Here is a 19700-nt window from a genome sequence, read left to right on the forward strand (position 1 = left end):
ATAGGAGTCATCCATGCCTGTTTCCGCTTCTGCTATTGCCGGCCTGACCCTGCTGGTATTGGGCGAAAGTCACATGAGCTTTCCTGATTCGCTGCTCAACCCGCTGCAGGACAACCTGACCGCCCAGGGCGCCAAGGTTCACTCCATCGGCGCATGCGGCGCCGGCGCGGCCGACTGGATCGTGCCGAAGAAAGTCGAGTGCGGCGCCGAGCGACTGCCCGGCGGCAAGGCCGAGATTTTCGGCAAGAACGGCATGAGCACCACGCCGATCAAAGACCTGATCGCCAAGGACAAGCCGGACCTGGTGGTGATCATCATCGCCGACACCATGGCCTCGTACCCGGAGCCGCAGTTCCCGAAAGTCTGGGCCTGGAAAAGCGTGACCTCCCTGACCAAAGCCATCACCGAAACCGGCACCAAGTGCGTGTGGGTCGGGCCGGCGTGGGGCAAGGTCGGTTCGCAGTACAAGAAGGATGACGCGCGCACCAAGGTGATGTCGCAGTTCCTCGCCACCAACGTGGCGCCGTGCACCTACGTCGACTCGCTGACCTTCTCCAAGCCGGGCCAGTGGATCACCACCGACGGCCAGCACTTCACCATCGACGGCTACCAGAAGTGGGCCAAGGCGATCGGCGAGTCCCTGGCGAAGTTGCCACCGGCCGCTGTGACCAAGGGAGCGCAATAATGAAACGGACCACCCTGGGCCTGGTGACCTTGCTCGCCAGCGTCAGCGCCTACAGCGCCGATATCCCGCTGTACCCCACCGGCCCGGAGAAGGATTCGGCATTCCTGCGCCTGGCCAACGGCACCGACGGCGAGCTGAAATTGCTGCCCCAGGGTTCCAAGGCGAGCCTGGTATTGGGCGACGACAAACTCGTTTCCGACTACCTGCCGGTGTCGGGCGGCAAGACCCCGATCAAGGGTGTGTTGAGCCAGGGCGGCAAGGATTCCGAGCTGGCCGTGACCGTCGCACCGGGCGAATTCGCCACCGTGGTCGCCGTACCGGATGCCAAGGGCGGCACGCGCCAGTTGGTGATCCACGAACAACCGGACGACTTCAACGCCTTGAAGGCCTCGCTGGCCTTTATCAACGCCGACGCTGCCTGCGCTGACGCAAGCCTGGAAGCCGTGGCGCAAAAAGCCGAGCTGTTCAAGAAGGTCGCCGAAGGTTCGATTTCGCGCCGCATGATCAACCCGGTGGAACTGTCGGTGCAGCTCAAGTGCGCCAATGCACCGGTCGGCCAACCGCTGACCTTCACCCTCAAGGCCGGCGAGCGCTACAGCGTGCTGGCCCTGCCATCGGCTGCCGGTTCGAGGTTGCTGTTTACCTCCGACACGCTCGCTAACTGATCGGGCCCGACACCACCATGGTCTTTGCCTCACTGGAATTCCTCACGCTGTTCCTGCCGGCCTTCCTGTTGATTTATGCGCTGGCCCGTCCGGGCTGGCGCAACGTCATCCTGTTGATCGGCAGCTGGCTGTTCTACGGCTGGCTGAGCCCGCTGTTCCTGTTCCTGCACATGGTGTTGACCGTGGTGGCGTGGGTCGGCGGCTTGCTGGTGGACCGTTCCCGTGAAGACGGCAAAGGCCGGGTGCGGTTGTTGATCGCGTTGATCGTGTTCAACACCGCCGTGCTGTGTTGGTACAAGTACGCCAACATCGTCGCGGGCACCGTGAGTGAGGTGATCACCTGGTACGGCGCCATGCCGCTGGAGTGGCAGCGCGTGGCGTTGCCGGCGGGGTTGTCGTTTATCGTGTTGCAGGCGATCTCTTACCTGGTGGACGTGCATCGGCATACCGTGCCGGTGGAGCGCAGCTTCATCAATTACGCCACCTATATCTCGATGTTCGGCCACTCGATTGCCGGTCCGATCATTCGTTATGACTGGGTGCGGCGCGAGCTGAACCAGCGCTATTTCAACTGGCCGAATTTCAGCCTCGGCGCCCGGCGCTTCATGATCGGCATGGGCATGAAAGTGCTGGTGGCCGACACCTTGTCGCCGCTGGTGGACATTGCCTTCCACCTGGAAAACCCGAGCCTGGTGGATGCCTGGATCGGCTGCCTGGCGTACTCGCTGCAACTGTTTTTCGACTTCGCCGGCTACAGCGCCATGGCCATCGGCCTGGGCTTGATGCTGGGCTTTCACTTCCCGGAAAACTTCAACCGGCCGTACCTGGCCAGCAGCATCCAGGACTTCTGGCGGCGTTGGCATTTGTCGTTGTCCAGCTGGCTGCGGGACTACCTGTACATCGCCCTCGGCGGTAATCGCGACGGCGTGTGGCGCACCTATCGCAACCTGTTCCTGACCATGGCGATTGCCGGGTTGTGGCACGGCGGTGACAGCTGGAACTACCTGTTGTGGGGGTCGGCCCACGGTATCGCGTTGTGCATCGACCGGGCGTGGTCGCGTTCGAGCCTGCCGAGCATTCCGCCGATGCTGTCGCACATCTTGACGCTGCTGTTTGTGTGCCTGGCGTGGACACTGTTCCGCGCACCGGACTTCCATTCGGCACTGGCCATGTACGCCGGGCAATTCGGCATGCATGGCATTGCACTGGGTGATGCGTTGGCCGTGGCCATGCGCCCGGCCCATGGCATGGCTGCGTTGCTCGGTCTGGTGTGCATCATCGCTCCGATCTGGCAGACCCGCTGCGAGCAGCGTTTTGGTACGCAGCCCTGGTTTGTGGTGGCCGCGTCCCTCTGGCCGGTGGCCGGGTTTGTGTTGTCGTTCGCGCTGATTGCCAGCCGCGATGCCGTACCGTTTCTGTACTTTCAGTTCTAAGGAAGCCTGACGATGCCCGCCCCTACCGCGCCGACCCCACCGAGTGAATTGGCCATTCGCACCAGCCCCCTGGCGGGTTGGGTGCTGGTGCCTTTCCTGGCGGCGGGGCTGTTGTCTTGCGTCTGGCTGATGGTCAAGGGCCCGGTGAGTTTCCTGCCGCCCAAGGTCGACAGCGACATGCTGTTGCATGGCGACGTGACTCACCGGTTTGCCAAGGAACTGTCCAAGGCGCCGATGGCCATCGAGGCGGCGAACCTGGAGCGCGGCGCCAGCTGGCTGGTGTTCAGTGACACCGGGCCGCGAGTCCGCCAGGGTTGCCCGGGCTGGCTGTTTATCAGCGATGAACTGAAGCTCAACCGCCACGCTGAAGACAATGCGCGCACCAAGGCGGACGCGGTGATCGACCTGAAAAAACAGCTCGGCCAACGCGGCATTGATCTGCAAGTGGTGGTAGTGCCGGACAAAACCCGCATCGCAGCCGCACAACGCTGCGGCGTGTATCGCCCGGTCGTGCTGGAGGGTCGGGTCCAGCAATGGACCACGCTGTTGCAAGCGGCGGGCGTTGAAGCACTGGACCTGACCGACACCCTGAAACCGCTGGGCCCGGATGCGTTCCTGCGCACCGACACCCACTGGAGTGAAATCGGCTCGAACGCCGGTGCCCGTGCCGTGGCTCAGCGCATCCAGCAGCGCGGTATCCAGGCCACGCCGGAGCAAGCCTTCGACATCACCCAGGCGCCGCTCGCACCGCGTCCGGGTGACCTGGTACGGCTGGCCGGTCTCGACTGGTTGCCGCCGAAGTTGCAGCCAGTGGGCGAGCAGGTTGCGGCCAGTACGGCCCATGAGAAGGGGCCCGCGGCGTCCAGCAACCCTGACGATTTGTTCGGCGACGCCGGGCTGCCGAACGTGGCGCTGATCGGCACCTCGTTCTCGCGCAATTCAAACTTCGTGGGTTTCCTGCAAAAAGCCTTGAATGCACCGGTGGGTAATTTCAGCAAGGACGGTGGCGAATTCTCTGGCGCCGCCAAGGCTTATTTCGACAGCCCGGCGTTCAAGCAGACGCCGCCCAAGCTGCTGATCTGGGAGATCCCCGAGCGTGATTTGCAGACGCCTTACGATCCGATAAAGATTAGTCAGTAAATTGACCATTTACCGCTCGTCTTAAAGATTTCTTCAGAAACACCAAAATAATGACACTCTCGATCCTTTGTCACAGAATGCGTACACAAAGGCGCCCACAAAAAGACCTGCGGTAAGCATCAGTACAGCTGACCTTTCACGTCTTTACGATGCGTCGTGAGGAGTGTTGGCGATGAGCCGAACCGATGATCTTTTTGAGTTGTTTGATAAGACAACTGCCAGTGATGTCCAGGGAATGGATTCGATGCTGCAATTCTTCGAAGACATCCCCGTCGATGACAGCGCCAGCCTCAACATGGGCAGCGGGGCGTCGTTTTCCCGACATTCCCCTTGTGCCAACGAGCAGCCACGCGATGCCGCGACCATCCGTGCGAACGTGGTGGCGCTGGTGTCCGTCAATGGCGGGGTCGGACGCAGCACTCTGGCCACGGCGCTGAGCAGCGGTTTGCAGCGCGCGGGCCGGCCGGTGGTGGCGCTGGACCTGGACCCGCAAAATGCCCTCTATCACCACTTTGGCTTGAGCCACGCCTTGCCCGGCATCGGGCGCACCAGCCTGCAGAACGAGCGCTGGAGCCACATCCTTCATTCAGGCTTCGCCGGTTGCCAGGTGATCACCTTTGGTGAAACCGATATCCGCCAGCAGGAAGACCTCCAGCGCTGGCTGAAACAGGAACCGGATTGGCTGGCGCAGCACCTGTCGGCCCTGGATTTGAGTGAGCAGGACACGGTGATCATCGACACGCCGGCGGGCAATAACGTCTACCTGCACCAGGCGCTGAACGTGGCCGATGTGGTGCTGGTCATCGCCCAGGCGGATGCCGCCTCCCTGGGCACCCTGGAGCAGATGGAGCAGTTGCTGGTGCCGCACCTTGATCGCCAGCCGGCGCTACGTTGCCACTTCGTGATCAACCAGCTCGACGAGACTTCCGGCTTCAGCCTGGACATGGTCGAGGTGTTCAGGAAGCGCCTGGGTGACAACCTGCTGGAGGTGGTGCACCGGGACCCGGCGATCAGCGAGGCCCTGGCTTTTGGCAGCGACCCGCTGGATAACGAAGCGACGAGCATGGCCTGTGACGATATCAACGAGCTTTGCCGCCTGTTGATTGCCCGCTGAAAAGTCCGGGTTATGCCGCTAACGCCAGATGCTTATGCACAATCGGTTGGTTCGACATGTCATGAAACCGCAATTTTGCGGAGCGGTTCTCATCAGGCTGCAACTGCCTGTTTTGCGTGCGTTTTATTTTATGAACAAAAAATGACCAGTCAGCATTTTGCCCTGTAAAGCTTGCTGCTACGGCCTCCGCAAGAATTCCATCAACAGAGTTATCCACAGGGCACGCTGCGACAAAATGCCCCTTAATTGCGCTCGGCCAGCAGCATCAGGTTGCGCGGGGTCAGCGGTGTTTCGCAGAAGCTGCCGACGTGCACCGTGTAGCCGTTTTCCGTGAGATACAGCGCGCGATCCAGCACCAGCCACATTTCCAGCGGGCGCCGAAACAGGCCACGCAGCAATTCCAGGTTTCTCACCTCGGCCAGGCGCCGCCAGCCTTGGGCCTCCAGCGCCAGCCAATCCTGTTCACCGGTGGATAACCCCTTGAGCGCCGCCAGTTCGCGGCAGTAGTCGGCGAAGGGCTTGGCCAGCCAACTCGCGGGCAGCGATGGCGTGGGCAGGTACTCGTCACTGCCGCGCAATTGCCGTTGCAGCCCATCAAAGCCCAGGCGCCTGGCCATCGACGTGTCGCGCTGCTGGCGCACTCGCGCCCCAGCGGTAACGGTTTCGCTCAGCGGCAGGCCGAGGTCTTCCACCGATAAACGCAGTGATGAAGCCTGGGCGGTCATCGACAGTGGCAGGTAATACTCGGCGCGGATGCGGTTATAGCAGCACGGTGTCACGGCCAGTTGCCGGCAGCCGGCGGCGCTGGCCAGCTGGAGCAGACGCACATGCAGGTCGCCGCAGGCATGCAGGGCGACGGGGGTTTGCTCGGGGCTGATCTGTACGTCGGCCATCACGTCCTGCAGGCGATGGGTGACGGGTAATTGATGGTGTTCGCTGAGCGACTGCCCGGAGGCAATCAGGGCCGGGTCGTATTCCAGACACGTCAGTTGCTGCCCGGGTTGCAGCAGGCGGCGGCCGAGGTGGCCCTTGCCGGCGCACCAGTCGAGCCAGTGTCGGGGTGTCCTGGAAAATTGCAGGGCCGCGCCGAAGGCTTCGATCTGCTGCCATTTGCGGCCGGGCACATCAACATTCAGGCGGTGACGGGCGGTTGGTAGCGCACTGGACGGTAAGTTATCCACAGCACTGAGATTCAGCGACTGCATGGCCAGCTCGGGAAAGGGCGCGGGTGCCGGCAGGGTGTGAGGTTGGTTATGGCTGCTTTCCGCGTCTGCCAGCGAGCGCTGTCGCAGCCAGTGGGCCAGCTCGGGGTGCCGGGTTTCCCACGGCAATTGCAGATGGGTAAAGGGCCGTGGTCGCCACAGCCCTTGATGCTCGGTGAGAAACGCGTCCAGCGCCTGGAAGCGGGTGAGCAATTGCTCACCCGTCAACGAGGCGTCAGCGGCCCTGGCAGGCATCGACCCGCAACCAGCGTTCCAGCAGCTTGAAGAAGCGCACCAGCACGTAGGACATCAGCAGGTAGAACAAGCCCGCGGCGAAGAAGATCTCCACCGGCAGGTAAGTGCGGGCAATGATCGTGCGGGCCATGCCGGTCAGTTCCAGCAACGTCACGGTGCTGGCCAGGGCGCTGGCCTTGAGCATCAGGATCACTTCGTTGCTGTAGGCCGGCAGGCCGATGCGCGCGGCACGCGGCAGGATGATGTAGAACAGCGCCTTGGGTTTGGACATGCCCAGCGCCCGCGCCGCTTCGATTTCGCCCGGCGGGATGGCCTGGATCGCGCCACGCAAAATCTCGGCGATGTAGGCGGCGGTGTGCAGGGTCATGGTGGCGGTAGCGCACCAGAACGGGTCCCGCAGGTAGGGCCACATGGCGCTTTCACGCACGGCGTCGAACTGCGCCAGGCCGTAATACACCAGGAACAACTGCACCAGCAGTGGCGTGCCCCGGAAGAAGAAAATGTAGCAATAGGGCAGGGTGCGCACGTACCACAGGCGCGAAGAACGTGCGATGCCCAGCGGGATTGCCAGCAGCAGGCCGGCGATCACCGCGATGGCCACCAGCTCCAGGGTCAGGGTCGCGCCCTGGGCCAGTCTTGGCAGCCACTTGATGATCACGGCCCAGTTCAGGCCGAGGTCGAAATGCGCCAGCCAGCTGTAGTCGCCACTCATTGCGTGCTCCTCGCAAAGCCGCGCGCGGCACGTTTTTCCAGGAAGTGCATGCCGGTCATCGCCAGGACGGTGAGGCCCAGGTACATGAAGGCCGCGACCATAAAGAAGGTGAAGGGTTGCTTGGTGACGGTCACGCCGATTTGCGCGTGGCGCATGATTTCTTCCAGGCCGATCACCGAGACCAGCGCGGTGTCCTTCATCAGAATCATGAACAGGTTGCCCAGGCCCGGCAGGGCGATGCGCCACATCTGCGGCATGATCAACCGGGTGAAGATCCGGAACTTCGACAAGCCCAGTGCGACACCGGCTTCACGGTGGCCCTTGGGGATTGCCAGGATCGCGCCGCGGAAGACTTCCGTGGCGTAGGCGCCAAAGCACAGGCCCAGGGCGATAACCCCGGCGGCGAAGGCGCTGAGGGACAGGTCGGGGTTGCCGAAGAATTCCCCGAGGGAACGCATCAGGTTGACCGTGCCGAAGTAAATCAGCAGTACCCACAGCAGTTCGGGGATGCCGCGAACCAGGGTGGAGTAGGCGCCGCCAAGCCATTGCAGGGGCTTGTACGGGGAAGTCTTGGCCAAGGCACCGGCCAGGCCGAGCACCAGCCCAAGGCACAGGGCCGTGAGCGCCAGCTTGACGGTCATCAGCGCGCCAGCGGCGAGCGCCGGGCCGAATCCGTAGAGGTCGAAATTCATGGTTTAGTCGTTTCGCAAGGCAAAGCTCAGGACCGGCGCACTCAAGCGAGCGCGCCGGGCAGGCCATTCAGGATCACTCGATGCTGAAAGGGAAGTACTTGTCGTTGATCTTCTTGTAGGTGCCGTCGGCCTTGATTTCGGCCAGTGCGGTGTTCAAGCGCTCGCGCAGTGCATCGCCTTTACGCACGGCGATACCGATCTTGTCGCTCTCAACCACCGGGTCGCCTTTGAATTCGTAGGCGGAACCGTCTTTGCTTTTCAGCCACTCGTACTGCACGTACTTGTCGGCCAGCATCCCGTCCAGTCGGCCGGAGGTCAGGTCGAGGTAGGCGTTTTCCTGGGTGTCATAGAGCTTGGCGGTGGTGTCCGGCAGCTTGTCTTCCAGGTAGGTACCGGCCAGCGTCGCGCGTTGTGCGCCGATGATCTTGCCCTTCAGGTAACCGGCGTCGGTCTTGAAGTCCTTGGTGGCTTTCGGCGCGATGAACTGCAGCTTGTTGGAATAGTACGGGTCGGTGAAGTCGACGGCCTGCTTGCGTTCATCGGTGATGGACAGCGAGGAGACCAGGAAGTCGAACTTCTTGGCGTTCAGGGCCGGAATGATGCCGTCCCAATCGGAGACGTACACCTTGCACTCGACTTTCATCTTGGCGCACAGGGCGTCGCCGATGTCTTTGTCAAAGCCCACTACGTTGCCGCTGGCGTCTTTATTGTTGAAGGGCGGGTAGGCCGCTTCGATCCCCATGGTCAAGGTCTCGGCCATCGCCGAGGCGCTGAATGCCATCGAAACGGCGGCAGCCAGGAGGAATTTTTTATAGTTCTGCATGCATGTTGCTCCGTTAGCGGTTGCTGGACATGAATTGTTTGCAGCGCGCCGAAAGCGGGTTTTCAAATACCTGCTGTGGCGATCCTTGCTCTTCGACCAGGCCCTGGTGCAGGAAAACCACTTCACTGGACACCTGACGGGCGAAGCCCATTTCATGGGTGACCAGCAGCATGGTGCGGCCTTCTTCGGCCAGTGCGCGGATCACATTAAGTACTTCCTGAACCATTTCCGGGTCAAGGGCCGATGTCGGCTCGTCGAACAGGATGACCTTGGGCTGCATGGCGAGGGTGCGGGCGATGGCCGCGCGTTGCTGCTGGCCGCCGGACAATTGGGCGGGGTAGGCGTGGCGCTTGTCACTGATGCCGACCTTGGCCAGCAAGGCTTCGGCGACTTCAATGGCCTCGGCTTTGCTTTGGCCCAGCACCCGGCGCGGAGCCTCGATGATGTTGTCGAGGATGCTCATGTGCGGCCACAGGTTAAAGTTTTGAAACACAAAACCGATCTCGCTGCGCAGGCGGTTGATCTGTTTGCCGTCGGCGGCCACCAGTTCACCGTTTTTCGCGGCCTTGAGCTTGAGCTCTTCACCGGCCACCAGGATTTGCCCCTGGTGCGGGTTTTCCAGCAGGTTGATGCAGCGCAGGAACGTGGACTTGCCGGAACCGGAGGAACCCAGGATCGAGATCACATCGCCGTCGCGGGCGGTCAGCGAGATGCCTTTAAGCACCTCCAGCTCACCATAGCGTTTATGCAAGTTGCGGATTTCAAGCGCGGGCGTGGCCTCAGCCATGTGGGGTCCTCATTGTGTTCATTGCGCTCCTGCTGTTGGGCCGCCTTCCTGGCGAGGCGCCAAGCTAGCATAGCGTTTGGATGACAGCCAACAGCCCTGCGGACGGTAAACAGACGGTGTGCGGCAGGGTGTCGCATCGGCACAGCAGTGTGTCGCGCCATCAACAACCGAACAGCCGTTTGAACCAGGATTCCTGCAGGTTTTGCGTAAAAAAGGGCGCGATGGTGCCAGCTTTGGCCGGGTGTTGGAAGGGTTAAACGGGTGAACGGTCCATATCAGCCCTTTAATAGGGCGTCACGCACAATTTGTGTGTGTTTTTGGTGCGCGCGTTCGTCTTTCAAGTGGGTCGCACAGTAACGCTATAGCGGAATGCCATTAGTGTCAGTGACTTACGAGAGCCATTGAGTTTCCCTACAGCCCGCGTCAATCACGGCTCTGTAACATTTTGGCGCAAATCTTGCGTAAAAAATAAAGAACGCCCCGTTGGTTTCTTTTCACGAGAGAGACGCCAGACCGGGTGGACCGTATTCGCAATTCCTCGCAAAGGTGTGTCAATGAGTAGTACGCAAAGCTCCAATGACCTCGAACAGGGGCTCAAACCGCGTCACGTCACCATGCTGTCGATTGCCGGCGTTATTGGTGCCGGGTTGTTTGTCGGCTCCGGCCACGCGATTGCGGCGGCAGGGCCTGCCGTACTGCTGGCGTACGCCGCCGCCGGTACCCTGGTGGTGTTGGTGATGCGCATGCTGGCCGAAATGGCCGTAGCGTCTCCGGACACGGGTTCGTTCTCTACTTATGCCGACCGTGCGATCGGGCACTGGGCCGGTTTCACCATCGGCTGGTTGTACTGGTGGTTCTGGGTGTTGGTGATCCCGCTGGAGGCCAACGCCGCCGCGACCATCCTTCACGCCTGGTTCCCCAACGTGGCGATCTGGGCCTTCACCCTGATCATCACTTTGCTGCTGACGGCGACCAACCTGTTCAGCGTGAAGAACTACGGCGAGTTCGAGTTCTGGTTTGCGCTGATCAAGGTGGTGGCGATCATCGGGTTTGTGATCCTCGGCATCCTGGCGATTTTTGGCTTCCTGCCGGGCAGCCAGGTCAGCGGCGTGTCGCACCTGTTCGACACCCAGGGCTTCCTGCCCAACGGTATGGGCGCGGTGTTGGCGGCAATCCTGACCACCATGTTCTCGTTCATGGGCACCGAGATCGTGACGATCGCGGCCGCTGAATCGAAGAACCCTGGGCAGCAAATTTCCAAGGCCACCAACTCGGTGATCTGGCGGATCGGCTTGTTCTACCTGGTATCGATCTTCATCGTGGTGGCCCTGGTGCCGTGGAATGATCCTGCACTGGCGGCGGTCGGTTCCTACCAGACCGTGCTGGAGCGCATGGGCATCCCGAATGCCAAGCTGATCGTTGACCTGGTGGTGTTGGTGGCGGTGACCAGTTGCCTGAACTCGGCGCTGTACACCGCTTCGCGCATGATGTTCTCCCTGGGCCGTCGCGGCGATGCGCCAGCGGTGTCCAAGATCACCAACAAGAGCGGCACGCCTTACTGGGCGGTGTTGCTGTCTACCGGCGCGGCGTTCCTGGCGGTATTCGCCAACTACGTGGCCCCGGCGGCGGTGTTTGAATTCCTGCTGGCCAGCTCCGGCGCCATCGCGTTGCTGGTGTACCTGGTGATCGCCGTGTCGCAACTGCGCATGCGCCAGAAGCGCACGGAAGCGGGCGAGAAGATTGCCTTCAAGATGTGGCTGTTCCCGGGCCTGACGTACGCGGTGATTGTGTTCATCGTCGGCGTGCTGACCATCATGCTGTTCCAGGAAGCGCACCAGGTGGAGATCATCGCCACCGGAATCCTGAGCTTGCTGGTGATTGCGGCGGGGCTGATTGTGTCGCGTCGGCGCAAGAGCCTGAAGGTAGGGGCTGCGGTGCTGAATTGATGTAGCGCGCGGCAAAAAAAATGGGAGCCTTCGGGCTCCCATTTTTTTGATCAGCTCTCTGAGCTGACCAGCGCCTGTGACGCTGCGACGTAATCAGCCTGGAACTCTGGCGATTCAATCCACGCCAGGGCCGCTGCTTCATCCTCGGTATCCGTGGCCCACTGGCGATACTCGATCAGCGCCGCAAGGATAAAGTCAGTCGCTTCCTCTTCGCCTTCCTGCTCCAGCACGACCGCCAGCAGCGGGTGCGCGAGGAACACCGCACACAGCGCCTGTTGGCTGGTTTCGCCCGCAGTGCGCATCTCCAGGAACAGCTCGGTCAAATCCACTGACTCAAGGTCAATGCGGCTGTCATCGCCGGCAAAGGCGTCCGGCTTGGTGGCGACGGCGCGTTGAGTGCGGTTCTGCTTGGCCTTGGCTTTTGCCCGGTGGGCGCGTTTTTGCTGCTTGTTCGGCGAGGCCATGGGCTCACGTCCTTGGTGTCAGGATCTGGGGATGGCGTATTGAAGCGCAGGTCGGGGGAAATCCCAAGGGTTTCTAAGTGCGACCCGTCACTTGGTGTCCCGGAGCGGCTTGGTCCAACTCCCCTCGCTGCAACCACGCCAACGCAATCGGCCACAACCGATCCTGATACTGGCTGCGAAAGAACGCGAAGTGTCCGACCTCCTTTTCGCCGATATCTTCAGGGGCGATTCGCAGATGCGTGCGTTCGCTGCTTTCGAAATAACCCAAAAGGCGCTCGATCGCCGCCACCGTGCCAAACGGATCATCAGTAATGCTGATCGCCAATACCTGTGCCTTCACCCGGGAAAACGGCAACTCACCCAAGGCCCTGCCGCTCGGTCGTTTTTCATAACCCGGCGTCGGCGTACTCCAGTCGCGCACCACGCCCGTCGGGGTATCCTCCAGCCAGCCCATACGCTTGCCCGGAAAGTAGCCAAACACAGCGGTCACCAACGGCATCACCACGTGCCATTTGGCAAACATCCGCCAACGCGTGCTCGCCTCATAGTCGCGCCAGTAGGCAAACTGTGCGCCCACGGTGACCAGTCGCCGAATCGCCGCCCCGGACGCTCCGAGTCCCGCCGCGCAGCCACCGAAACTGTGCCCGACCACATCAATCGGCTGCCCCGGAAACTCCCGCTGAGCCCGCTGCAGCATCGCTTCGAAATCCAGCACGCCCCAATCCGACCACGAGGCCTTGAACCCCTTCAGCGGGCCACTGCGGGACTCGCCGATGCCACGGTAGTCGTAGGTGATGACGTCGAAGCCATTGGCAAACAGGTAGTCGGCAAAACGCGAGTAATGCCGGCAGCGCACCGAGGTCGCGGCGTTGATGATCACCACGGGGCGTTCGATGTCAGTCCTGATGTGGCGCCAGGTAAAACCGCCAATGGGGTAACCGTCGGCGGCGGGCTCGCGGAATGCTTCGGCGGGTGGTCGGGTTGGCAGGTTCATGAGCGGGCTCGGTGCTTGCGCTTTCGATGGGGCATCAAAGGCCCGTGCGCAGTTTTATAAGACGTCGAAGCTATCAAATTTCGCGTAATAAAAAACCCCAGGGATTTCTCCTCCGGGGTTTTGGCGTTTGCCGGCCTACCGCACCAACGGCAGGGTCACCACAAACTCACTGCCCAGCCCGTCACCGTCGCTGATGGCGATCACCGTGCCACCATGGGCTTCCACCAGCTCGCGCACCACCGTCAGGCCGATGCCCAGGCCGGCGCCGTTGAAGCCGACGGCATGCACGTCCTGGACAAACGGATCAAAGATAAACGGCAACGCCTGGGCCGAGATGCCGATGCCGGTGTCGATCACGCTCAGTAGCAGCACTTTGCGTTCCAGTGTCACCGAGAGTCGCACAATGCCGCCGGCGGGCGTGTATTTGATGGCGTTGCCCAGGATGTTGCCGAGGATTTGCGTGAGGCGAATCGCGTCGCCGTTGACCATTAATGGTTCTTGCGGCACTTGGGACGTGAAGTGCAGCTTCTGGGTGATCATCGACGGTGTGCAGACTTCGATGGCCCGCTCAATGATCGGCACGATGTCCAGCACCTCGCAGTCCAGCCGCAGTTTGCCGGTGCTGGCGCGGGACACGTCCAGCAGGTCTTCCACCAGGCGCGACATGTGCTGCACCTGGCCTTCGATCAGCGATTGCATGCGCGGCAGTTCGGCGCTGGGGACGCGGGCGAGGCGGCCGGCGATCATGCTGATGGGCGTCAGCGGGTTGCGCAGTTCGTGGGCCACGAGCGCCAGGATGTTCTTTTGTTGAATCAGCGCGCGCTCGGCGGCGGCTTGCAGCTCCTGGGCGCTGAGGGCGGCAATCACCAGTTGGGCGTTGGCCTCGCGCATTTCCTGGGACAACTGCTGTTGCTCGCTCTGCCGGGGCGGGGCGGCATCGGATTGGGCGAGCAGAATGGCGAGCACCAGTTGTTGATTGGCCTCCACCAGATGCTCGATCTGCTGGGTGTCGCCCAAGCGGTTTTTCGCGTCGGTCAGCTCTTGTTGCAGGGCCGCGAGCACGGCGCGGGCCTCGACGGTTTTCTGGCCGAGCAGGAACAGTTCGCGCGCGGCACTGGCCACGGCGTCCTTGTTCTTGTCATCGGCCTTGCTCATGGGAGTGGCTCACACATTGACAACACCGGGGTGCTGTCGGGTAGGGCGGCCGCCGAGCAGCCCTTCCTGGTCGGGCAGGCGTTCGCCGATTTGCAGGCCGTCGTCATCGATGTGGTACTGGCGCAGTTCATCGGAATGCGCGCTGGCGCGTACCTTGACCACGGCCATGATGCGCAACAGGCGGCTTTGCACTTCGATGTAGCGCTGCACGATGATCGCGTCGGTGAGGAACGCGGTGCCGTAGGGGCTGAAGCGCAGGTCGGTGTAGCGGTCTTCCAGCTCGGAGGTCATCAGCACGCTGACGCCGGCGCCGGTCAGGGCGGTGACCATGCGCGACAGTGATTCACGGAAATCATCGCGAAAGGTCGGCGCCAGGGCCAGCTCGAAGCCCGACAACGAATCGATGACCACGCGGGTGGCCTTCAGGCGTGTGATTTCGTTGAGCAGCAAATGCACCACTTCATCGATGGACAGGTCGGGCGCACGGCTGTCCACCAGGCCCACCTGGCCGCGTTCAATCAGTTGTGCGAGCACCGCGTTCTGCAGGTGGTTAGGGCGCTGTTCAAACGCCGCGATCACGCCGGTTTCGCCGTTGCGAGCACCTTCGGCCAGGAACGATGACGCGAGGATGCTTTTACCTGAACCGGAAGGGCCGGCCACCAGCAACGAGTAACCCCGGGGCAGGCCACCGCCGAGCATTTCATCCAGGCGCGGAACGCCCATTTTCAAACGTTGTGAGCCTGGCGTCAGTGGTGCGGGAATATTGGCGGCAGCCGGCGGGAAAACCTTGATGCCCGATGTCGCAATGCGGAAGGTGTGCAGCCCCGGCAAGGTCGGCTGGCCGCGCATCTTCATGATTTCCATTTTGCGTACCATGGAATTGCGCTGCACGCTCTGGCGCAGCCAGATCAGGCCGTCGGCCACGGTGAAAATCGGGTTGGTGTCGGTTTCGGTGAAGTACTCGCCAATCAGGAAGGTCGTGGCCTGCCAGGTGGTCATCAACATGCCCAGTTGCTGGACGAACTGCGGCAGGTTGTTGTTGGGGTTGTCCTGGGTCTGGCTGGCCAGCACCACCGAGCGGAACGAGTCGACAAACACCAGCGCGGGGGCATGGGTTTCGACGGCGACGACGATGCGCCGCAGCACTTCGTCAAGGTCGCCGGCCAAGGTGTCGTCGGCCAGGTTGATATAGCGAATCGAATGGTTGATGGCCTCGCTGTCGAAAAAATCGAACTGCTGCTGGTAGCGCAGCATCTTCAGCGGAGGCTCGCCCAGCACGGTGAAAAACAGCGCCGGGCGTTCAGGCGTGGCCAGGGCGAACATCATCTGATGGGCCAGGGTGGTCTTGCCGCAACCCGGAGGGCCGGCGATCAGGTTGAACGAAAACTCCGGCAAACCTCCGCCAAGCACTTCGTCCAGTCCTGGCACGCCGGTGGCCAGGCGGTTGATTGTCACTTTGGTGCTCATGGCGAAGTATCCTGCGCAGGGTTGCCGCTCAAAGAGTTTTCCCACACGGCGCGCAGCAAGCGTGCGGTGAGCGAGGGCCCGATCAGTGTGGTCAGCAACTCATAAAGTGTCTTGAGCAGCGTTTCGCCGAAAAACAGGCTGTCGGCTTCGCTTTGCTCAAGCAGTAGGGTTTTGAGGGCCGTCATGTCGCGGGCGGGCAGGTTGTCAAAGCTGCCGGCCAGACGCGGATGGCTGGCGGCGCACAACAGCAGGCTGCGCCGGTACAGGGCGGCAACGCCGTGCTGGCCGATAATCGGGGTGAGGGCGCTGTCGATGTCCTGCAGGGTGGCAATAATTGCATCAGCTGCCCGTGACGGGCCGGGGTTACCGTCCATCCGCTGCGCCAGAGAGGCGACTATCTGGCTACTCTCTTCGCTTACCGGGGGCATGGCTGACTGATTGTGGTGGAATGCAGCCTTGATGGTACACCTTCGTATACGGGCACAGAGATTCATTTGCCCATATGCCCCTATATCACTCCATCCACTTCGATGGGATGCCCGCCGATGCTAGGCTTGCGACCTTTTAGCCAGGATGGGAGCGTCAATGAGCCGCGATGCACTTGAGCACAATCAGATACCGATCTACTTCTGTGCAGTGATCGTGGCGGTGGTCGCCGGGCTGTTGGCGCCCTCGCTGGCACGGGAACTGAGCGGGTGGGTCACGCCCGCCATCGCTGTGCTGATGTACGCGATGTTCCTGCAAATACCCTTTCTGGACCTGCGCGAGGGCTTGGGCAACAAGCGCTTCATGTCCGCGTTGCTGCTGGCCAATTTCCTCCTGATTCCACTGCTGGTGTGGGCGCTGACCCGTGGCCTGGTGGAGCACCCGGCGATCCTGGTGGGGGCGCTGCTGGTGCTGTTGACGCCGTGCATCGACTACGTGGTGGTGTTCACCCATATCGGCAAGGGCGACTCGCGATTGATGCTGGCGGCGACCCCGATTCTGTTGTTGCTGCAACTGCTGCTGTTGCCGGTGTACCTGGGGTTGATCCTCGGGGCGCAGTCGCAGGTGGTGGTTTCGGTGGGGCCGTTTGTCGAGGCCTTCCTGCTGCTGATCGTTGCCCCCATGATTCTGGCGGTGCTGACGACTTCCCTGTCCCGGCGATCGAGTGTCATCAGTGCCTGGAGCGAGGCCTGGGCCTGGTTGCCCGTGCCGGCCATGGCACTGGTGCTGATGGTGGTGATCGGCTCGCAAGTCACCGCCGTGGTCCGCGATATCGGCCTGCTGGCGCCGGTGATCCCGGTGTACATCGGCTTTCTGTTGCTGGCGCCGCTGGTGGGCGCACTGGCGTCGTGGCTGTTCAAGCTGCCATCGACCACCGCGCGGGCGGTCACCTTCAGCGCGTCCACGCGCAACTCCCTGGTGGTGTTGCCGCTGGCGCTGGCGTTGCCTGATGAGATCCGAGGCCTCGCTGCCGCCGCCGTGATCACGCAAACCCTGGTGGAGTTGGTGGGGGAGCTACTCTACATCCGGCTGATGCCGCTGCTGATCTGGCCCGCTCGTCGTTAGGCTGATGAATGTTTGATTCCGTTCAGGGGGCATTCAGGGTGATGGTCGGCAACATGAGCCGGTTTACCCCACCTGACAGGCTGAATAATGGATCAACACAACCGCTTTCGAATGGAATCGCTGGGTATCTTTTTTATCGCCCTGCTGCTGTTTACCCTGGGTATCTGGGACCAGCAGCCACAAGGCTTCGACGGCCGCTGGGCGGTGTTCATGCAAGAGATGTTTCGCCACGGGGCGAGCCTCTTTCCTACCACCTATGGCGAGCCTTACCCGGACTACCCGGGCACCGCGACCTACCTGAGCTACCTCTTTGCCCGCCTGTTCGGCGCGCCCAACGACCTGGCTAACGTGATGCCCACCGCCCTGGCGTCTGCCGGGGTGATGGCGCTGATCTATCGCTTGCTGGTGCCGTCTGGCCGCGCGTGGGCGCTGCTGACGGTGCTGCTCACCGCATTGACCGCGCAGTTGCTGGAGAAGTCGCGCTCGGTGTGCCTGGACCAGATGATCTCGCTGCTGTGCCTGGGGTGTTTCTACCTGTTGCATACCGGCGAGCGCTTGGGATCGCGGCTGCGGCAATACGCGATATTTCCGTTGTTCGTGGTGGCGTTTGCCATTCGCGGGCCGCTGGGGTTGATCGAGGTCTGTGGAGTGGCCTGTGTCTACTGGGCGCTCGGCACGGCTCGTACGCGGGAAGAGCGCATTGCGCTGCTTAAAAAGGTGATTGCCCACGGCGTGATCGGCCTGGTCCTGCTGGCCGGCTGTTGGTGGGTGCTGCTGAAGCTGGCGCGGATCAGCGGTGGCGACAGCTTCGTCGATGATGTACTGCGGATGCAGTTTGCCGGGCGCCTCGACGAAACCGGCGAGCCGTTCTATTTCTACTTCAAGTTGAGCCTGTACCGCTATTTCCCGGTGGTGCCGCTGGCGCTGGCGACGTTGATCGCCCTGCGCCACAAATGGTCGGTGCGTGACGAGGATGCCGACGTGCAGTTGATGCTGCGCCTGGCCGCCTGCGGGCTGATGATTTTGCTGGGCTTGTCCATTCCGCACTTCAAGCGCGCCTATTACATCGTGCCCATGGTCCCGATGTTTGCCGCGGTGGCCGCCTATGGCTTGCTCCAGGCGCATGGCTGGCTGCTTGGCGTGCGGCGTGGCTATGAGTGGCTGGTGGCGGCCTTGCCGGTGCTGGGCGTCGTGGTGGTGTTCGTCTGTCGACACCTGTGGCACAAGCACGGTTATTGGCCGGATGTTTCAGTGCCGGGGCTGGTGGGTGTGCTGATCGTGCTGCAACTGGCCGCCGTGATCGCCTGGCGGCGTTTGCAGGGCAATCTCGGCCAGCGGTTGGTGGTGCTCAGCCTGATTGCGTTGGCGACCCAGTGGCTGGTGCTGGTGAAGGTGGTGGAGCCGGCGAAGGATCTGCAATTCGACACCCGGAACTTCGTTGGCGCGGTGGAGAAGCTGCGTGCCGATAATCCCGGGACCCTGGTCTTTGTGGACCTGGCCAGGGACACCTGGGCGATTCGCTACATCATGAACCTGGATCACGACGAGCAGCCGCTGTTCATCGGGCGCAACGAACCCTTGCGGGTGGACACGCTGCCGCGTCCGGCCTGGGTGATTGTGGAGCGCAAGCAAACCGCGTTGCTCAATGGCACGCCGCTGGAGCATATGGCGCCAGTGTTCAACGGGCGGTTGAACGACAACCCGCTACTGGTGTTCCTGGTGAAGTGAATCAGTCGCCGTACTCATCGTGGCGCTGCATTCAGGTGCGCCGGATGCGGCATCGCCTTCACTACCCAGGAGCAGCCAGGGCAGCCCGTGAGGCTCGGCGTTGAGTGCGCCTTGCGCGCGGGTCAGGGCTTTTTCCCTGATCCGCAGTAGGTCGAGTGGCGATCAATGGGGAATTAAGGGCAGATCAAGGGAGTCATAAGGCGATGTTGATCGCCGACAGTTTGGTTCGTCTTGCTGTAGGGTCGCGGCTTAAATGACCGGCGGGTCTGATAACGCGCTTTGCAGCCTGCCGAAACGCGGGCGCCTGCTAGGCTTTGATACTTTCGCAGTGATGATTTCGGGTGTGACATGGAAGCAGTAAAAATGGATTTTGAGTCCGCAGGGGCAGAGAGCGCTGGCAGTGGTCATATGATCGGCCGTTCCTGGCTTGGAGGCCTGAGCATTTGTTTTGACGGAGGTTGCAGCTACCCCTCGATGATCAGCGTGCTGGAGGCTGTGTTCAGGCGCTACGGACGCCTGGTGCGCTTTGGCGAGTCGCTTTCGGCTCAGGGCTGGATTGATCGGGTGGAGGCGAGTGGTTTTCACATCTCCGATCAGGAGCGGATGGCGGTGTTGACGTTGATGCGGGGTTGACGCTGAGGGTCCACAAATTCCAGACAACAAAAAACCCGCACCAGGCGGGTTTCTTGTGTGTTTCAGATGACGTTTGCACCAGCTGAAACTGAATAGTGGTGCCCAGAGACGGAATCGAACCGCCGACACGGGGATTTTCAATCCCCTGCTCTACCGACTGAGCTATCTGGGCAACGGGGCGCATTAAACGGGTTTTTCAGGGGGTCGTCAAGCAAGTTTTCAAAAAATATTTAATTATTACCGTCGCTTACGGG

The 19700-nt window shown here is 61.7% G+C and carries 19 protein-coding genes and 1 tRNA gene; 9 read left to right on the plus strand and 11 right to left on the minus strand.

Features of this window, described 5'->3' with window-relative positions:
• The first annotated feature begins 13 nt into the window (after positions 1-13).
• The 5 genes from P3C29_RS15370 (at position 14) to bcsQ (ending at position 5037) form a co-directional block, all read left to right on the plus strand.
• On the plus strand, positions 14-685 hold the full coding sequence (locus tag P3C29_RS15370) for an SGNH/GDSL hydrolase family protein (protein ID WP_010169025.1): 672 nt from the start codon (positions 14-16) through the stop codon (positions 683-685).
• Positions 685-1350: an alginate O-acetyltransferase AlgF gene (locus tag P3C29_RS15375; RefSeq protein ID WP_275964858.1), complete on the plus strand. Its 666-nt coding sequence runs from the start codon at positions 685-687 to the stop codon at positions 1348-1350. The genes P3C29_RS15370 and P3C29_RS15375 overlap by 1 nt, the downstream gene beginning before the upstream one ends.
• A gap of 17 nt (positions 1351-1367) precedes the next feature.
• On the plus strand, positions 1368-2783 hold the full coding sequence (locus P3C29_RS15380; RefSeq protein WP_275964859.1) for an MBOAT family O-acyltransferase: 1416 nt from the start codon (positions 1368-1370) through the stop codon (positions 2781-2783).
• A 12-nt stretch (positions 2784-2795) separates the two neighbouring features.
• Positions 2796-3923 carry a cell division protein FtsQ gene (locus P3C29_RS15385; protein ID WP_275964860.1) on the plus strand — a complete coding sequence of 376 codons (1128 nt, stop codon included), beginning with the start codon at positions 2796-2798 and terminating at the stop codon, positions 3921-3923.
• A 172-nt stretch (positions 3924-4095) separates the two neighbouring features.
• A complete protein-coding gene (gene bcsQ, locus P3C29_RS15390; RefSeq protein ID WP_201125918.1) occupies positions 4096-5037 on the plus strand; it encodes a cellulose biosynthesis protein BcsQ in 942 nt (313 codons plus the stop codon).
• 242 nt (positions 5038-5279) lie between these two features.
• Here the strand turns inward: bcsQ and P3C29_RS15395 are convergent, their stop codons facing one another.
• The 5 genes from P3C29_RS15395 to P3C29_RS15415 all read right to left on the minus strand — a co-directional run bounded on the left by P3C29_RS15395 (position 5280) and on the right by P3C29_RS15415 (position 9508).
• The gene (locus tag P3C29_RS15395) at positions 5280-6494 is read right to left on the minus strand and encodes a methyltransferase (protein WP_275964861.1); all 1215 of its coding nucleotides are present in this window, start codon (positions 6492-6494) and stop codon (positions 5280-5282) included.
• Positions 6475-7164, minus strand: a complete 690-nt coding sequence (locus P3C29_RS15400; protein WP_029615812.1) for an ABC transporter permease — start codon at positions 7162-7164, stop codon at positions 6475-6477. Before P3C29_RS15400 ends, P3C29_RS15395 begins: the two co-directional genes overlap by 20 nt.
• A 38-nt stretch (positions 7165-7202) precedes the next feature.
• Positions 7203-7898: an ABC transporter permease gene (locus P3C29_RS15405; RefSeq protein WP_010169038.1), complete on the minus strand. Its 696-nt coding sequence runs from the start codon at positions 7896-7898 to the stop codon at positions 7203-7205.
• A 73-nt stretch (positions 7899-7971) separates the two neighbouring features.
• Positions 7972-8721 carry an ABC transporter substrate-binding protein gene (locus P3C29_RS15410; RefSeq protein ID WP_010169040.1) on the minus strand — a complete coding sequence of 250 codons (750 nt, stop codon included), beginning with the start codon at positions 8719-8721 and terminating at the stop codon, positions 7972-7974.
• 13 nt (positions 8722-8734) lie between these two features.
• Positions 8735-9508, minus strand: coding sequence for an ABC transporter ATP-binding protein (locus P3C29_RS15415; RefSeq protein ID WP_169386600.1), 774 nt, complete (start codon positions 9506-9508; stop codon positions 8735-8737).
• A 554-nt stretch (positions 9509-10062) separates the two neighbouring features.
• Here P3C29_RS15415 and gabP point away from each other — a divergent pair.
• Positions 10063-11454: a GABA permease gene (gene gabP / locus P3C29_RS15420; protein WP_169386599.1), complete on the plus strand. Its 1392-nt coding sequence runs from the start codon at positions 10063-10065 to the stop codon at positions 11452-11454.
• A gap of 50 nt (positions 11455-11504) precedes the next feature.
• Here the strand turns inward: gabP and P3C29_RS15425 are convergent, their stop codons facing one another.
• The 5 genes from P3C29_RS15425 to P3C29_RS15445 form a co-directional block, all read right to left on the minus strand.
• The gene (locus tag P3C29_RS15425) at positions 11505-11918 is read right to left on the minus strand and encodes a hypothetical protein (protein ID WP_010169047.1); all 414 of its coding nucleotides are present in this window, start codon (positions 11916-11918) and stop codon (positions 11505-11507) included.
• 73 nt (positions 11919-11991) lie between these two features.
• Entirely contained in the window at positions 11992-12912 is a 921-nt protein-coding gene (locus tag P3C29_RS15430; protein WP_201125920.1) for an alpha/beta fold hydrolase, read from the minus strand.
• Positions 12913-13047: 135 nt separating this feature from the next.
• Positions 13048-14067 carry a HAMP domain-containing sensor histidine kinase gene (locus tag P3C29_RS15435; RefSeq protein WP_275964862.1) on the minus strand — a complete coding sequence of 340 codons (1020 nt, stop codon included), beginning with the start codon at positions 14065-14067 and terminating at the stop codon, positions 13048-13050.
• Between the two features lie 9 nt (positions 14068-14076).
• On the minus strand, positions 14077-15534 hold the full coding sequence (locus P3C29_RS15440; RefSeq protein ID WP_275964863.1) for an ATPase domain-containing protein: 1458 nt from the start codon (positions 15532-15534) through the stop codon (positions 14077-14079).
• Positions 15531-15908, minus strand: coding sequence for a hypothetical protein (locus tag P3C29_RS15445; RefSeq protein ID WP_010169054.1), 378 nt, complete (start codon positions 15906-15908; stop codon positions 15531-15533). The genes P3C29_RS15440 and P3C29_RS15445 overlap by 4 nt, the downstream gene beginning before the upstream one ends.
• A 211-nt stretch (positions 15909-16119) precedes the next feature.
• Here P3C29_RS15445 and P3C29_RS15450 point away from each other — a divergent pair, with 211 nt between their 5' ends.
• The 3 genes from P3C29_RS15450 (at position 16120) to P3C29_RS15460 (ending at position 19446) form a co-directional block, all read left to right on the plus strand.
• Entirely contained in the window at positions 16120-17085 is a 966-nt protein-coding gene (locus P3C29_RS15450) for an arsenic resistance protein (RefSeq protein ID WP_275964864.1), read from the plus strand.
• A gap of 87 nt (positions 17086-17172) precedes the next feature.
• The gene (locus P3C29_RS15455; RefSeq protein WP_275964865.1) at positions 17173-18813 is read left to right on the plus strand and encodes a hypothetical protein; all 1641 of its coding nucleotides are present in this window, start codon (positions 17173-17175) and stop codon (positions 18811-18813) included.
• Between the two features lie 363 nt (positions 18814-19176).
• The gene (locus P3C29_RS15460; RefSeq protein ID WP_201125925.1) at positions 19177-19446 is read left to right on the plus strand and encodes a hypothetical protein; all 270 of its coding nucleotides are present in this window, start codon (positions 19177-19179) and stop codon (positions 19444-19446) included.
• Positions 19447-19542: 96 nt separating this feature from the next.
• Here the strand turns inward: P3C29_RS15460 and P3C29_RS15465 are convergent.
• A tRNA-Phe gene (locus tag P3C29_RS15465) sits at positions 19543-19618 on the minus strand.
• Positions 19619-19700: the final 82 nt, after the last annotated feature.

This window comes from Pseudomonas sp. 1912-s, assembly GCF_029269205.1.
GTDB lineage: Bacteria > Pseudomonadota > Gammaproteobacteria > Pseudomonadales > Pseudomonadaceae > Aquipseudomonas.